Consider the following 15,942-nt stretch of genomic DNA (forward strand, 5'->3'; position numbering starts at 1 on the left):
ACCCTATTTCTTGAGCTTCGCCATCAGCTCCTTGGCCACGGCGAGGTCCTTGTTGCTGTCCAGCGCGCGCTCCAGCATCTGGATGGCCTTCTTGTCATCGCTCTGCCGGTGGCTGATCTCGCCGAGGTAGTAGAAGACCTCGGCCTTGGTGATCGGGGCGGTGTCGTCGAGCTTCTGGAGCAGGAGCGCGCGGAAGGTCTTCTGCGCCCGATCGAGGTGCGCGTCCTTGACCTTGTCCTCGCTGGTCGACGACATCTGCAGGGAGAGCACCCCGAGTTCCCGGAGGACGGCGATCGATCCGGGATCGATCTTGAACGCCGTCTCCAGCTCCGCCAGCGCCTTCTCCTGCTGCCCATCCGCCAAGTAGGCCTTGGACAGCCGGTGGTGGATCGCCGCGAGTTCCTTCGAGCGCCGCCCGCCGTAGGACTCGATGATCTTCTGCAGCGCCTCGGCCGCTTTCTGTCCCCGCCCGGAGGCGCTGTACGCATCGCAGAGCGCGAGGAGCAGCTCCCGATCGCCCTTCTGGAGATCGGACGCCTTCTCCAGAAGCTCTGCCGATCGCCCCGGATCGCTGCGCTTCTCCATGTGGATCTGCGCCGCCTTCCGGTAGAGGTTCACCTTCTGTGTCGCCTCCGTGGCGGTGTCGGCATCGCCCGTGATCAGCTCGGCAAGCTCCGTCCACGCCTCCTGCTTCTCGTAGAGCGAGAGCAGCCGCTTGCGGATCTCTGCCGCGCTCTGGTCTGCGCTGAGGCCACGCTCCAGCACCCGCCGCACCGCCGCCTCGTCGCTGAGGGCGCGGTGAAGGTCTGCGAGCCGCAGCGCCGTCGTCACGGCGTCCTGACCGCTCGTGTCGGCCAGCACCACCTCGAGCTGCTCCGCGGCGGCTGCCTTGTCGCCCTTCTGCTCGTAGAGGCGCGCCAGCGAGAGCAGCGCTTCCTTGTGCCGAGGCTCGCGTGCCAGCACCGCGCGGTAGGACTCGATGGCCCGCGCCGTGTCGTTCAGCCGCTTCTCGTACACCTCGCCCAGGCGGACGCTGTAGAGCAGCTCGGCCGCGACGTCGTTCCGCTCCTTGGCGAGATCGATCTGGCGCACGAACAGGTCGGACAGCTCCTGATCGCGACCCGTCTTTTCGAGGAGCTGCGCCAGGAGTGCCGTCGCCTTGTCGTTCTCGGGCTCCTCGTCGAGCACGGCGCGCAGGTGCTCGGTCGCCTCACCCACGGCATCGAGCCTCGACAGGCAGATCTCGGCGCTCTCCAGCCGCAGCGCTGACCGGGCCTGAGACGATTCCGCCAGGTCGGTGAGACGCTCCAGGAGCTTGAGGAGTTCCTTGTACTTGCCGGTCGCTGCGTACAGCTCGCGCAGCGCCTTCGCGGCGCGCTCGTCGGACGGCTCGTCCTCGAAGATGGTCTCGTAGAGCTCGATGGCCCCCGCGTGCTCTCCGAGGCGCTCGCGCGCCACGGCAGCCGCGGCGTGCCGCTTCTCCCGGATGACCTCTGCGTCTGCCGCGAGCTCGGCCTGACGGACCAGGAGGGCGTAGACCTCCTTCCAGTCGCTCGCCGCCTCGCGGACCTTGGTCAGCTCGGACAGTGCCCAGGCATCGCCGTCGTCCGCCGCGATCATCTCGCGCAGGATCGCCTCGACCAGCACCTTGTCGTTGAGGGGCCCCTCGGCGAGCGCCTTCGCCTCGCGGCGGATCTCCGACGCCTGTCCATCCATCCCGTCGAGCGCGGCGAGCCTCCGCAGCGTCGCCACGAGGTCCAGCTCCCGTCCCGAGGTCCGCTGGATCTGCTCGATGGACCTGAGGATGTGCTCACTCGTCGCGTCGTGCTTCAGCGCCTCCTCGAAGGCGCGCTCGGCAGCGCGGGGATCCCCGACCTTGTCCTTCTGCCACTCGGCGATGCGCATCCACAGATCGCGCGCCGTGTCGCCGTCGAGGTCCGTCGCCTCGCGAACCGCCTTCTCCAGCGCGGCCGCGGCGCTCTGCCACCCGCCCGTCATCGGGGCGAGCCGCTCCAGCTCCGCGAGCACGTCAGCGTCGGACGGCTCATCCGCCAGGGCCTTCTCCAGCGTCTCCTGCGCGGCCCGGGCGTCGCTCGCGCGCTCCTCCAGCACCTTGGCCAGATCGAGGCGCATGCGCACGCGCTCCGCGCCGGTCGCGGCCAGGCGGATCCGCTTCTCGTAGAGGCGTGCCAGCGAGGGGTTGTCGTTGCGCGTCCGGTAGACACCCTCCAGCGCCTCCGCGGCTTCCTCGAAGAGTTCCGGGCTGTCCGTGAGCTTCTCCAGCGCGGCGCTCGCCTTCTCGTGGTCCACCGCGCGTTCGAGCGCCTGACGCAGGGTCGCGAGGCCCTGGGACTTGTCGTCGAACGACTCGATCTGGATCACCGCCAGCCGGTAGAACAGCTCGGCCTGATGCCGCTCGTCGGGCGTCACGGCGACCCGGCGCTCCAGCACGTCGGCCAGGGCCTTGGTGTCCCCGAGGCGGCCGTAGAGCCGGTCGAGCGCTTCGAGCAGCGCAGGCTCGTCGCCCGCGTGCTCCACCGCCTTGGCGTACGCCTCGACGCTGCGCCGATCGTCCTTCAGCTTCTCCTCGGCGATGCGGCCGACCCGCAGCCACAGATCCTTCGCCACCGTGGCGTCGAAGATAGCTCCCGCCCGCTGCGCGAGGGCGTCGCAGTAGCGGCCGAAGCCCTCGGTGCGCTCCGCGATCCGCTCGATGTCCTCGTGGAGCGTGACGTCCTCCGGCGTATCTTCGAGCGCGCGGAGCAGCGCGGCCTCCGCCTCGAGCGGGCGCTTGAGCTGCTCGTCCTGCACCAGCGCGATCGCCCTCAGGGTCGTCGCGCGATCGGTGGGCTCGGTCTGCGCCCGCAGCCGGAGCTCCAGGGCAGCGGCCAGCTCCTCGTAGCGGCCCGCGTTGCGGAGCACGGGCTCCAGCACGTTCGCCGCGTCGAGCCGCAGCTCGTCCTGCGCCTCGCCGATGGCGCGGACGGCCTTGATGGCGTGGTCGCTCGACGGGTCCTCGCCGAGCACGAGCTGGTACTGCTCGATGGCGTCGCTCGGGCTCTGCAGCTCCTTCGCGTACAGATCGCCGATCGCCGTCCGCAGGGCGACGCGGGAGGCCGTGTCCTCAGCGGCCGCTGCCTGCTGCTTCAGGTTCTCCAGCAGCTCGTCCCACATCTGCTCGGAGCGGTAGAGCCGCTCCAGCGCCTTGAGCACCGCCCGGTCTCCGGCCCGCGCCTCCAGCGCTGCATTCAGGGCGTTGATCGCATCCCTCGGGCTCTGCAGCGCCTTCTCGTAGCGCTCTGCAGCGCTCACGTTGAGATCGTAGCGCAGGTCCGCCTCGTCGGGCTCCGTCAGCTCCACGCGCTGCGCGTACAGCTCCACCAGACGCTGGGCGTTCTCGCGGGGCTCGTAGAGGTTGATCAGCGCGTCGATGGTCATCGTGCTCTGGGCGTCGAACTCCAGGGCGCGCTCGTAGGCGCTGATCGCGCCGTCGGAGTCCTCGATCATGTCGAGCTTCGTCTCGGCGATGCGCCGCCAGATGGAGGCGTTCTCCTCGTCCGAGGCCATCCCGCTCTTCTTTTCGAGCACCCCGATCAGGGTCCCCCAGTCGCTGAGCAGCACGGCCAGCGTGTCCATCGCCTCCAGCGGCTGCGGATCGCTCGGATCGAGGGCGCTCAGGCGCTCGTACGCGCGCAGGGCGCGCCGCGGATCGTCGATCTGCCGGTCGTAGATCTCGGCGAGGGAGGTGAGCAGCTCGCGGCGGGTCAGATCGTCCGAGGTCGCGAGCGTCCCTTGTTCGAGGCTCTCGGCGAGCTCCTCCCAGGCGCCGAGATCCGAGGCAATCCGCGTCAGCTCCGCCCGCGTCTCGCTGTCGTCCGGATCGATCCGGAACGCGGCGCGCAGCGCCTGGATCGCCTTCAGCTCATCGCCTCCGCGCGTCTCCCAGAGCTTCGCCGTCTCCCGCAGCACGGCCACCTTCTCCTGCGGATCCGAGGCGAGCGAGAACCGCTCCTCGTTCAGCCGGATCAGGTGCCGCCAGTCGTCCGACCGCTCGTAGAGCGGGCGCAGGATCTCCACGACGCGCGCCTTGTGCTCGGCGTCGCCGACCAGCGCCTCCAGGGCCTTGATGGCCTCGGTGTGCCACGGGACCTCGGTCACGATCGCTTCGAGCTGATCGATCGCCCCCGAGGTGTCGTCGAGCCGCGTGCGCAGGATCTCGGCCAGCGACAGCCGGAAGGGCGCCGCCTGCTCTCCGTCGGGCGCGGCCTCGGCGCGGCGCAGGTAGAGATCGGCCAGGTCCCTCGGCCGATCCAGCTCTCGGTAAAGCTCCGTGAGCGCGTCGAGCGACCGCGTGTCCCCGTCGTCCACGTCGAGGGCGGCGCGGTACGTGTCGATCGCGGCGGCCGGCTGCCCCAGCTCCCGGCGCTCCAGCTCCGCGATGGTGTGCAGCGCGTCGAGCCGGTCCTTGCCGTCGCGGTGATCCAGCGAGGCGCGGTAAAGCTCGATCCGCTCACCGTGCCGACGCTCCTTCTTCAGGAGGCCGTCGATGGCCAGGAACAGCTCCCGGGACTCGGGTGAGAACTCGTGCGCCCGCCGGTACCACCGGAGCGCCTCGGTCACCTCACCGAGTTCCGCGTAGATCTCGCCGGTGCGCCGGCACAGCTTGGCGCTCGAATCATCGTCTCCGGAGAGCTCGTTCAGCTCGGCGGCGTAGATCTCCGCGAGGCGCCGCTCCGCGCTCGCGACCTTCGCCAACCGCTCCAGCTCCGCCCACACGCCCTCGTCGGTGAGATCCTCGTGGAGGAGCTTCGCGACGGTCTCGAGCGCCGACCGGTAATCTTCGAGCTGCTCCTCGTGGAGCGTGGCCAGTCGCTGCAGGAGGTCGCGGCGCTCGGCCGGCTCCTGGCTCGCTGACAGCCGCGCGTCGAGCGCCACCTTCACCCGGCTCCAGTCGGCGCGGCGCAGGTAGACCGACTCCAGCATCTCCCCCGCCCGCGCTTTGTGCTCCGGGTCGGTGGCGTTCTCCAGGATGGACTCCAGGAGCGTCACGGCTCCCACGTGGCTCTGCTCGATGAGCAGCGCCTCCGAGAGTTCGTCGAAGGCGCGCTGCACGTCGCCCGTGTGCTGGTGCGCGACGAGCGCGATCTTCACGTGCAGCTCCGCCATCTCCGCGGGGCCTGCGCCGGAGTCGAGCTGGCGCTCGTAGAGCCGGATCAGATCCTCGTACCTGCTCGCCTCGCGGTAGAGCGCATCGAGCGCCTTGATGGCCGCGACTTCGAGGGTGATGTCGAGGATCTCCTCGTACGTCGAGATGGCGCCCTCCTTGTCACCCAGCGGGCCGCGCTGCAGATCGGCCACCCGGAAGAGGAGCTTCGTCTTCTCGTCGTTGTTCTGCGCGTTCTCCACCCGGAGCTTCAGGATCTCCAGGAGGTTCACGGCGTCGTCGGCCTCGCCGTACAGCTCTTCGAGGGCGATCATCGCGCGTCGGTCGTCGCCGCGCGACTCCAGCGCCTTCCGGTACTGGGTGATGGCCCGCTCCCGGTCGCTCAGCTTGTGGCGCGCCAGCTCGCCCACCCGCAAGCGGACGTTCTGCTGCACGTCTCCGTCGAGAATGTCGGGCGCGATTTCCTGGAACAGCGCGCACACCTCTGCCCAGCGCCCGGTCGTCTCGCCGAGCCGCTCCACCGTGTCGATCCAGCTCGACACCTCGGGCTCACCCGCGCCCTCCTTCAGGCCGCGCAGGGCGTAGCTGAAGGCCCGCGACGTGTCGCCGAGCGGCCCCTCGGCCGTGCGCAGCGCCTTGTGCAGGGTCGAGAGGCGCTCGCTCGCCTCGGTGCCCGTTTCGACCTTGATCTCCAGCACCCGGAGCAGCCGCTCCGCGTCACCGTCGTCCTCGTAGAGCGGCTCCAGCGTCTCGGCGGCGTCGCGGCGTGCGTCCTCGCGCTCCAGCATCGCCTCCAGGGCCTTGCGGCTCCGCGTGTCGGCGCGGTCGAGCGAGAGCGCCTGCCGGTAGGCGTCGAGCGCTCCCTGCGCATCGTCCTGGTGCAGCCGCCGGACGTCGCCGAGCTGCGCCAGCAGGGCCAGCCGCAGCTTCGTGTCGTCGGTCAGCGACAGGTCCACGTCGAGCGCGTCGGCAAGCTCCACCCAGCGCTCGTCGAGCTCGTACAGCGTCTCCAGCGACGCCAGGGTCGAGCGCTCCGGCCCGAACTCGTCGAGCACCGCCCGCCAGGCGTTGATCGCCTCCGGCACGTCCGCGAGCTTGTGCGCCAGCGTCTCGGCCGCCTTGGTCATGGCCCGCCGCCGCTCTGCGGAGTCCTCGGTGGACTGCTCGCGCGCTCGCAGGATGCCCACGAGTTCCCGCCACTGGGACGTGCGCTCGTACAGCCGCTCCAGCGCCGACAGAGCCGACACATCGGTCGGATCGTCCGAGAGGCGCGCCCGCCAGGCCTCGATGGCCTTCGTCGGATCGTCGAGCACCGTGTCGTAGAGGATCCCGATCCGCTCGTAGAGTGCCCGCCGGGTGTCGGCGTCGTCCTCCAGCCGCACCTCGATCCCGAGCACCTCGGCGAGCGCCTGGTGCTGCTCCCGCGACGCATAGATCCGCCCCAGCGCCTGGGCCGCCGGGATCACGAGCTGCGGATCGTTCGCGTCGATCCCGAGGACGCGCCGGTAGACCTGCTCGGCCCGGTTCGCGTCGTCGAGCAGATCCTCGTAGATCCGCGCGACCTCCATCAGGATCTCGCCCTGGGTCACGGGCGTCGTGCAGGCGTCGCCCGCCGCGGTGAGCACGCTGGCCACCTGCTCGTGCGAGCCGAGCCTCCGCCCGATCTCCAGGAGCCGCGACCGCGCGGCCGGGTCCTCGGGCTCCAGGGGCACGAGTTCAGACAGCGTCGAGAACGCGCCCGCATCGTCGCGCAGCCGCTCGTCGCGCAGCACGCTGATGCGCCGCAAGAGTTCCCGCCGCTCCTGCTCGTCGGTCGCGCCCTCGCGGCGGATCTCCAGCACCCGCACGAGCTGCCGGATCTCGTCGCGCGCCTCGTACACCACCTCCAGCACGCGCGCCGAACGGAGCCGCAGGCTGCCGATCTCCAGCACCCGCTCCACCAGGCTCCGCGCCTCGGCGTCGTTCTGGCGCAGCCGGAGCACGTCCTCCAGGTGCGTCAGCGCGAGCTCGGGCTGCAGCAGCCGGTCCAGGTAGATGCGCCCGAGGTGGAGCTTGATGTCCACCCCCTCCTCGTCGGTGGCCGTCGCCAGCCGCCGCTCCAGCAGCGCTGCCAGATCTTGCCAGCGACCCTCGCGCTCGTAGAGCTTCTCCAGCGCGTCGAGCGACGGCACGTGGAACGTGTCGAGCGCCAGCACCCGCTCGTAGTAGCCGATGGCCTTCGACGCGTCGCCGATGATCTCCTCGGCGATCAGCGCCACCTCGTTGAGCAGCTCGATCCGGTCCTGTTGATCGGTCGTGGCCTTCGCCGCCTTGTCGTACAGATCCTCGAGTTCGCCCCAGCGCTCGGAGTTCGTGAGGATCTGCTTCAGCCGGCTGAAGGCGCGGCTGTTGTTCGGGTCCACCGCGAGCACGCGCTCCAGGTAGGGCATCGCCCCCTCCGGATCGCCGAGCTGCTCGTCGTGCAGGCTCGCGGCCCGCTCGCACAGCTCCACCTCGATGGCGCTGCCGAGCACCTTGTCGCCTTCCGTGCGGCCCGCGACCAGGTGCAGCCGGTAGGCCTCCGCCAGGTCGGTCGGGCGCCCAGCGCGCTGCGCCAGCTCCGCCGCCCGATCCCACAGCACGAGGTCGTCGGAGAACTCGTGGAGCGCCCGCAGGAGCACGTCGAACGCGGTGCCCGCAGCCCGCAGCTTCGACTCTTCCACGATCGCCAGCCGCAGGTAGAGCTCCCGCCGCCGCTCCGCATCGGGCTCGCCTTCGAGGAGCACCCGCAGGGCCATCGCCTCGCGCCGCGGGTCGCCGATCTCCGCGTACTCCGTCGACAGCACCTCGGCCGCCCGGGCCCGCGTCTCCGGCCGCTCCATGAGCCGCCCCAGGATGGCGATCGCGTCGCTGTCGTGCGCCTCGATCTCGAGCGCGCGTACGCAGGCATGGAACGAGTCCACCGGCCGCCCCAGCCGGTCGAGGTAGAGCCCCGCCAGCTCGATCTCCCGGCGCGCCCGCTCCTCGCCCTCGCTCGCGTCGCGGTGCACGGCCACCACCTCGGCGGCCGCCTCGAACTCGCCTGCCGCCGTGAGCAGCCGCGACAGTGCCCGCAGCGACTCGCTCCGGCCCGGGACGAGGTCCGTCACCTGCCGGAGCAGCTCGATGGCCTTCGAGGCGTCGCCGAAGACCTCCTCTTCGAGCGTCGCCCACTCTTCGAGGATCTCGGCGCGCTCCTCGCCCTCCACCTGACCTGCCCGCAGCGCGAAGAGCCAGCGCAGGTCGTCCTTGCGCGCGCTGGCGCGGAGCAGCTCGTCGAGCGCCTGTACGGTGTCGACGTCCGTCGGATCTTCCTCGACGAGCGCCCTGTACACGTGGACGGCCTCGTCGAGCTTGCCCATCTCCCGCGCGTACACCTCGGCGAGCTTGAGCTGCAGGCTCCGCTTCGCGTCGGGCGCGAGGTCTTCTGCCTGCTTGAGGCGACCCTCCACGGCCTGCACGAACGGCCCCCAGCTCGACGCCGCCCTCGACCACGCTTCGAGGAGGCCGAGCCCTTCCTCGTCGGGCTGCAGCTCGTAGGCCCGCCGCGCGTAGCCCACCGCGCTCACCTTGTCGGAGAGCGGCTCGCCCGTCACCGCGGCGAGCTTCCGGAGGATCTCCACCTTCGTCCCCACGTCCTCGGTGGTGTCGAGGAGGATCTCGTAGAGCGCCGGCAGGCGCGACCACTTCTCTTCCTTCTCGTAGATCGGCACCAGCGCCGCGGCGGCGCGCGGGTCTCGCGCGGACACCGTGAGCACTCGCTCGTAGGAGCGCGCAGCGCGCTCGGGGGCGCGCAGCTCCTCCTCGAAGATCCGCGCCGCCCGGAAGGAGATGTCGAGCTTCGTCTGCGGATCGGGCGCCTTGTCGGCGGCCGTGGAGAGGAAGTCGACGAGCCCTTCCCAGTCGCGCTGCGACGCGTACAGCTCTTCGAGGCCGTCCCAGTCACCGACGGTGAAGTACGTGTCGCGCAGCACCCTGAGCGCCCGCGCGTGCCCCGGAGAGAGCGCGAGCACCCGGCGCCAGGTCCGCGCGGCTGCCGCCCCGTCCTTCAACCGCTCTGCGTACACCGCGCCGAGCTTCTGCAGCGCCGCGAGGCGCCCCGCGTCATCGGTGGCGAGATCCACCCGGCGCTCCAGCACCTCCGCGACCGTGCCGAAGTCCTTCTCGCGCTCGGCGAGCTTCTCCAGCGCGTCGAGGACGCCGGCCGTCCCGGGCTCGATCTCCAGGATCTGCTTCTGGAGCGCGATCGCGTCGGCCCCGCGGTCGAGCCGCTCTGCCGCGAGCTTCGCCATCTCCCCGAGCAGCTCCACCCGCTCCGCCCCGGCGGCGACCGAGAGCTGCCGCTCGTAGAGGGTGTAGAGCTGCGGCCACGCGCGCCGCTTCAGGTACAGCTCGCGCAGCTTCTGCTGCGCCTCCTCGTCGGTCCCCTCCACCTGGAGGAGCGCCTCGTACGCGGTGATCGCGTTCTGCACGTTGGAGAACTGATCGATCCACCGCCGCGCGACGGCGCGGTAGAGGTTCGCCTTCTCCGCGGGGACGTGGCTCAGCTCCGCGAGCCGCTGCTGGTACTGCAAGAGGTCGCGCCAGCGCCCGAGTGACTCGTAGATGCGCGTCAGCTCGCGCACCGCCTCGATGTCCTTGTCATCGAGCTGCACGAGCTGGGTCAGTACCGTCACCAGCGCCGCGTCGTTCCGGGTCCGGTCCCGGTAGACGGTGGCGATCTCGCGCAGCACCGCCGCGCGCCCCTCGGCGTCTTCGGCGGGCGTCCGCTCGAGGTCCCACCGGTACAGCTCGACGAGCGGGTTGTAGCCCTCGGTCTGCAGGTAGAGGCGCTTCAGCGCGTCGCGCGCCTCGCGGCTCTCCGGATCGGCGCGCAGCACGGCCTTGTACTGCTCGATCGCCTTCGCCGCGCTCTCGTTCGACTCCACGAGGCGCGCGATCTCCGTGGCGAGCGTGCGGCGCTGCGCCCCCTCGGGCATCGCCCGCTGCGCGTCGGTGAGGATGGTGCTGAGCCGCCCCGTGTCTCCCCGCGCGGTGCACAGCTCACGGAAGAAGGTGAGCATTCCCTCGTGGGTCGGGTCCGTGCGCCGCACCCGATCGAAGTACGGCTCGGCTGCATCGGGCTGCTCGCGCATCCGCCAGTGGACCATCGCGATCTGCACGAGCATCCCCAGCTCCTCGCCGGCCTTGACGCCGCCGCCCCGGAGCTGGTCCTCGTAGAGCGCCACCAGGCGATCCCAGTCGCTCGCCGCCGAGTACGCCTCGGCGAGGAACGACATCGCCTCGGGCTGACCCGGCGCGAGATCGAGCACCTGCTTGTACACCGTGATGGCGCGGTCCTGATCCTTGAGCGGCTGCGCCAGGGTGCGCCCCGCCCGCAGCCCGGCCGCGACCCGATCGTCCTTCTGCGGCGACTCGGTGAGCACCGTCTGCTGCACGCGCGCGACGGCCTCCCAGTCGGAGGCGGCGGAGAACGCGAGTTCGGCCAGCGCCGCCGCCCGCCGGTTCTTCCGGTCGAGCCGTAGCGCCTCGTCGAGGTGTCGCAGCACCTCCTCTGCGGCCTCCTCGCGCCCGTAGCGGTAGGCCACGTCCGCGGCGCTCGTGTAGAGGACGCTCTTGAAGGCGTCGTCGGTCGCCGCCTCGGCTTCGCTCACGTAGCGCGCCGTCAGCTCGCGCCACTTCTCGCGCTTCACCTCGAAGTCCTCGAGCGCCTCGGTGGCCCCCGCGTCGCCGGGGCGCAGCTCGAGGAGCTTGCGGTACGCGTTCGACGCCCGGTCGACGTCGATGAGCTCGTCGCTGTAGATCCGCGCCAGCTCGGCTTGCATCGGCGCCTCCACGGCGCCCCCGGAGGACAGCGCGATCTCGAGTTCCAGCAGCCGCGCGACGGCTCCCCACTCGCGGCGCTGCTCGTGCTTGCCGCGGGCAGCCCCGAGGAGCCGCTCCACGTCGGTCTCGCTCACGCCCGGCGCCGTGACGGCGTCCTCGAGCTCCTTCCAGGCTGCATCGTTTTCCGGCTCGTCCTGCAGGCGCCCGAGCGCCATGCGAATCGTCTCAACGCTCATCATCTCTCCGGTCCCGCTGCGTCGGCGTGCACTCGTGCGCGCCGGCCGGCGGAAATCGCGACCTCACCCAGCCCAGAACCACAACGTGCTCGTCCCAGCGTCCGCGCGCGTCGACACGCGACCGACCGTTGGCCCCGCGCCTTCGCGCGGCATTCGTCGAAATCGCGCGCTTCCACTGGGGCAGCGAAGATAGCCCCCTCCCTGCTGAGGTTTCAAGGTCGGGTCGCCAGGGCAGCGTCCGGCGGTTCACGGCGGGCCCTGGTTCGGCTATCAGGCCCGCCCATGGAAACCACGATCAAGCGGCTCGGGGTCATCGGAGCGGGGCAGATGGGGCGGGGCATCGCCCAGGTCGCGGCGGGCGCCGGGCTGGAGGTACTCCTCTGTGACGTGAGCCGGGACGTCGCGGAGTCCGGCAAGGGGCAGATCGCGTCGATCCTGGGCAAGCAGGTCGAGAAGGGGAAGATCACAGCGGAATCCCGCCAGGACCTCCTCGACCGCATCGCCTGCGCGGGGAGCATGGACGATCTCGCGACGACGGACCTGGCGGTCGAAGCGGCCACCGAGAACGTCGAACTCAAGCTCGCCCTCTTCCGGCGCGCCGATGCCGCGCTCCCCGAGGGTGGCATCCTCGCGTCCAACACCTCCTCCATCTCCATCACCCGCCTCGCAGGCTCCACCAGGCGCCCCGAGCGCGTGATCGGCATGCACTTCATGAACCCCGTTCCCCTCATGAAGCTCGTGGAGATCGTCCGCGGCGTGCAGACCTCCGAGGCCACCTACACGGCCGTACGCGAGCTCTCCGAGCGGCTTGGCAAGACCGTCATCACCTCCAAGGACGCGCCCGGCTTCCTCGTCAACCGCATGCTCATCCCCTTCCTCAACGAGGCATGCTTCGCGCTCCAGGAGGGCACCGGCACGCCCGAGGACATCGACACCGGCGCCAAGCTCGGGCTCAACCATCCCATGGGGCCCCTCGAGCTCGCCGACCTCATCGGCCTCGACACGGTCCTCGCCATCGCCGAGGTCCTCCACAGCGAGATCGGCGACCCCAAGTATCGCCCCGCCGTCCTCCTCCGAAACCTCGTCGCGGCTGGATGGTACGGCCGCAAGACCGGGCGAGGCTTCTACACCTACGACGCCAAGGGCCAGCGCACCGGCTCCTCCCTTTGAGTTGAGTCACCCAGCCGAGGACACCCCCATGACCACCACCCCGCACGTCACCGTCGAGCGCGACGGCCACCTGGCCGTCGTCACCATCCAGCGCCCTGACAAACTCAACGCGCTCAACCCAGCGGTCCTGCGCGACCTCACCCACGTCTTCCGCGCGCTCGTCGACGAGCACGCCTCCGCGCCTGCGCCCGCCGAGGCGTCGGCCTCCGGGCCGGTGCGGGTCGCCGTGCTCACCGGCGCTGGCCGTGCGTTCGTCGCCGGGGCCGACATCGCCGAGATGGCCGGCATGAACAGCGTCGAGGCGCGCCGCTTCGCGGAAGCAGGCCATCAGCTCTGTGCCCTCCTTGAGAGCGCGCCTTTCCCGATCATCGCGGCGGTCAACGGGCCTGCGCTCGGAGGAGGCTGCGAACTCGCGCTCGCCTGCGACTTCATCCACGCCGCGGAAGGCGCCAAGCTCGGCCAGCCCGAGGTCAACCTCGGCGTCATCCCGGGCTTCGGGGGCACCCAGCGCCTGACTCGCCGTGTCGGCGCTGGCCGTGCTCGGGAACTCATCTACACCGGTGACATGCTCACCGCCGAGCAGGCACTCGCCATCGGGCTCGTCAACGCCGTCCATCCGCCGGCCGATCTCCTCGCCCGCGTCCGCGAGGTCGCCCTCAAGATCGCCTCGCGGGGCCCGCTCGCCGTCGCGGCGGCCAAGCGCGTCATCCTCCGGGGTGAAGACATTGATCTGGTCGCGGCCAGCGAACTCGAAGCGCAGGCGTTCGCCACCCTGTTCGGCAGCGAGGATCAGAAGACGGGCATGACGGCTTTCCTGCAGAAGGCGAAAGCGACCTTCGCCGGCAAGTAACCGCCACAAAAAAGCCACGCGCACCGCCGGTCTGGAGGGACTCCGGGGTGCGCGTGGAGACTCTCGCCCGAGGAGGAGGGGGGCCTCGGCGAAAGCCATTGAGTTAGCGCCGCGCTGCGTCCCGATCGGGGGGGAAGCGGACCGTAACGCCCGCGGCTAAGGAAGAATTTGCCATTCTCGACGCCGTTGTCGAGAGGGATCGGAGCGAAAAGCACGCCCGAGAATCGACCTGATCCATGAGCACAGCGCCTGCGGGGCCATTGTTGGCGCGCCCTGCTCACCAGGTCACTTGCCTGGCCACGACCACTGCAATGGTCGCGGCCGCCAGCGCCCAGAGTGCACTGACGATCAGCGCGACCCGCGCCCCTCGCTCCAGCGCGACCACCCACCCCGCGTCGCCCACCTTCCGGCGCCGCGCCAGCGCGGCGGCCCCTGCCAGCGCGCCCGCGCACCCGGCGAGCATCAGCGCCCCGAACGACAGGTGGAGCTTTCGCTCGAACATCCACCCGAGGTGCGGCGATGCCAGGAACAGCCGCTGTCGAACCAGCCCTCGGTAGGGGAGATCCAGCGCCACCCCGCTCCCGACGGCGGCTCCCATGAGCACCGTGGCCAGCGCGATCAGCGCGGGGATCCACCCCTTCACGCTGCGGAGCGCCCCGCCTCTTCCGCGCTCCGGTCCTTCTCCCGGACCCCGCGCGCGCGCCACCTCCAGCGCCGTCTTGACCAGGGCGCCTGAGAGGCCTGCCACGGCGAGCCACCCGAGCACCCCGTGCAGACCGGTCAGCCAGCGCAGCTCCGATGCCGTCATGGCGCGAGCGTCGCCTGCACCATCATCCCCACGGCGGCCGCTGCCACGCCGTGCCCCACCCACCGCGCCGCCACCACCGGCGCGCGCCGTGCCAGCGCCAGCGCGCCGAGCCCTGCGAGCCCTCCGAGGTAGAGGGCGTTCCAGCACCGCCACGCGAAAGGACTCTGCGCGGCGCCGATCAGCACCGCCGGGTTTGCCTCCGGGAACAGGCACACCTCCACCACGCGCACCGCCGCGTAGCCGACCACGGCGCCGACGCCGCCCATCGCCAGGGCGATGAGCCCCCTCTCCGCGGCCGTCATCGCAGCACCTCCAGCCGCCGTCCCACCGGCGCGGATCTCTGCGCCGCGCTACCCCGCTCACCCCGCTGAAAGGCCTGCACGCGCGGGCACTCCGGGTCTGGCCCCAGCGCTCCTGTCAGGTGCATCGCCACCACCCGGCAACCCCCGCGACACACCTCCTGCAACGCACACGACGCGCACGGCTCTGCTGCCATCCGGCGCCGCCACGACGCGAGGGTCGCCTCGCCGACGCCCGCGCCTCCTCGCCCCCACGCCTCTTCGGCCACCGCCTGCGAGGACGGGGCGAAGCTGCAGGGCGCCACGGCCCCGCCCACCCCCACTGCGGCCAGGTGCCGACCCGCCTCGCACCCCAGCACCCCGAACCGCGCCAGCCTCTCCGGATCCAGCGCCCCGCCGGACAGCAGAGGGACCAGCGCACAGTCGATCCGGATCCCCATGCTCACCGCCGGTGCTCCCACGCCCTCCACCACCAGCCGCTCGATCCGTGGACCGAGCCCTGCCACCTGCGCCTCCGTCAGCCGGGCCTCCAGGTAGCCCGCGTGCTGCGCCCTCCCTGCTGGCTTGTACCGCAGGAGCTGCGCCTCCACGGCGCCCAGCGCTGCCGCCCGCGCGAGCGTCCGCTCCAGAACGTCGACGCTCTGCCGCGTCAGGACCACGTTCACCCCGAACGCGACGCCTGCCTCCCGCAGCATCTTCATCGCCCGCTCGGCGACCGCGGCGCCGTCGAACCCGCGCACTGCCGCGTAGGCCTCCCGCTCCCCGTCGTAGCTCACGTTCACCTGCGCGAACGCGCGCAGCTCCTCCGCGCGGGCCCGGCTCATCCCGATCCCGCTGGTGGTCACCACCGGCGTCAGCCCGAGCTCCCGCGCCAGGCGCCCCAGCGCGCCGAGATCCGATCGGCTGAGCGGCTCTCCTCCACCGAAGGCGACCGTGAAGGCTCCTGCTTCCGCGATGGCCCGCAGCCGCTCCGCGAGCACCTCGAACGCTGGCACTGCGCCGTCGGGCGTCGCGTCCAGGTAGCACCCCGAGCACCCCGCTCCGCACCGTGCGGTCACCGCCAGGTGCACCTCCAGCGGCGCCGGGATCCCCCGCACGGCTTCCACGAGCGCGTCCTGCTCTGCTGCAGGTCTCCCAGCCTCCTCGCCCACCTCCCACAGCGCGCCGCCCTCGATGCCCAGCCGCCGCGCCGCGCGCTGGTTGACCGCGATCAGCGTCGCATCGTCGACGCGCACCCACGCCCCGAACACCTCAGCCCGCGTCCGCATCGTCCCCACCATGCCCCTCGCTTCGGCGCTGCTTCGCCTGCCGCTCCTGCGCGCCCTCTCCAGCCTCCACGGGCGCGCGCGTGCTTCCGGAGGAGCCTGCGCCTGCCTCCTCTTCCGCTTCCCTGTGTGCCGCGCGTCGAGGTCTCACTGCGGCAGCCACCGCGACGAGCGCCGCGCCGGCCACCACCGCCGACAGGAACAGCACGTCCACCGCGCTCCCGACCGACGAGCAGTTCGCCCCTGGCCCTCGGCGCAGCACCAGGATGTCGTCAGGCGCCACCGCCGGCGCCACCGCCGGCGCCA

General features: G+C 71.2%; 6 protein-coding genes and 1 pseudogene. 2 read left to right on the top strand and 5 right to left on the bottom strand.

Going from position 1 to position 15,942, the window contains the following annotated elements:
- Positions 1 to 3: 3 nt before the first annotated feature.
- Positions 4 to 11,244, bottom strand: a complete 11,241-nt coding sequence (locus tag CAP_RS16455) for a tetratricopeptide repeat protein (protein WP_044241675.1) — start codon at positions 11,242 to 11,244, stop codon at positions 4 to 6.
- A gap of 282 nt (positions 11,245 to 11,526) precedes the next feature.
- Here CAP_RS16455 and CAP_RS16460 point away from each other — a divergent pair, with 282 nt between their 5' ends.
- Together CAP_RS16460 and CAP_RS16465 are read left to right on the top strand one after the other, a co-directional pair.
- Entirely contained in the window at positions 11,527 to 12,414 is an 888-nt protein-coding gene (locus CAP_RS16460; protein ID WP_044241617.1) for a 3-hydroxyacyl-CoA dehydrogenase family protein, read from the top strand.
- A gap of 28 nt (positions 12,415 to 12,442) precedes the next feature.
- On the top strand, positions 12,443 to 13,264 hold the full coding sequence (locus CAP_RS16465; RefSeq protein WP_044241618.1) for an enoyl-CoA hydratase/isomerase family protein: 822 nt from the start codon (positions 12,443 to 12,445) through the stop codon (positions 13,262 to 13,264).
- 277 nt (positions 13,265 to 13,541) lie between these two features.
- Here CAP_RS16465 and CAP_RS16470 read toward each other — a convergent pair whose 3' ends face one another.
- From CAP_RS16470 to CAP_RS52345, 4 genes and pseudogenes are all read right to left on the bottom strand, one after another.
- A complete protein-coding gene (locus CAP_RS16470) occupies positions 13,542 to 14,072 on the bottom strand; it encodes a hypothetical protein (RefSeq protein ID WP_044241619.1) in 531 nt (176 codons plus the stop codon).
- Complete coding sequence (locus CAP_RS16475; RefSeq protein WP_044241620.1) at positions 14,069 to 14,374, bottom strand: hypothetical protein; 306 nt, start codon at positions 14,372 to 14,374, stop codon at positions 14,069 to 14,071. The genes CAP_RS16470 and CAP_RS16475 overlap by 4 nt, the downstream gene beginning before the upstream one ends.
- On the bottom strand, positions 14,371 to 15,639 hold the full coding sequence (locus CAP_RS16480; protein WP_197041202.1) for a radical SAM/SPASM domain-containing protein: 1,269 nt from the start codon (positions 15,637 to 15,639) through the stop codon (positions 14,371 to 14,373). The genes CAP_RS16475 and CAP_RS16480 overlap by 4 nt, the downstream gene beginning before the upstream one ends.
- Positions 15,623 to 15,942 (bottom strand): annotated as a pseudogene (locus CAP_RS52345) (hypothetical protein); the annotation flags it as partial. The gene CAP_RS16480 and the pseudogene CAP_RS52345, both read right to left, overlap by 17 nt.

The organism is Chondromyces apiculatus DSM 436 (genome assembly GCF_000601485.1).
In the GTDB taxonomy this organism is placed as follows: domain Bacteria; phylum Myxococcota_A; class Polyangia; order Polyangiales; family Polyangiaceae; genus Chondromyces; species Chondromyces apiculatus.

Excerpts from the sequence above, each read along its gene's own strand:
- CAP_RS16455 (WP_044241675.1), bottom strand. The coding sequence starts at position 11,244 with ATGAGCGTTGAGACGATTCGCATGGCGCTCGGGCGCCTGCAGGACGAG.
- CAP_RS16460 (WP_044241617.1), top strand. The coding sequence starts at position 11,527 with ATGGAAACCACGATCAAGCGGCTCGGGGTCATCGGAGCGGGGCAGATG.
- CAP_RS16465 (WP_044241618.1), top strand. The coding sequence starts at position 12,443 with ATGACCACCACCCCGCACGTCACCGTCGAGCGCGACGGCCACCTGGCC.
- CAP_RS16470 (WP_044241619.1), bottom strand. The coding sequence starts at position 14,072 with ATGACGGCATCGGAGCTGCGCTGGCTGACCGGTCTGCACGGGGTGCTC.
- CAP_RS16475 (WP_044241620.1), bottom strand. The coding sequence starts at position 14,374 with ATGACGGCCGCGGAGAGGGGGCTCATCGCCCTGGCGATGGGCGGCGTC.
- CAP_RS16480 (WP_197041202.1), bottom strand. The coding sequence starts at position 15,639 with ATGCGGACGCGGGCTGAGGTGTTCGGGGCGTGGGTGCGCGTCGACGAT.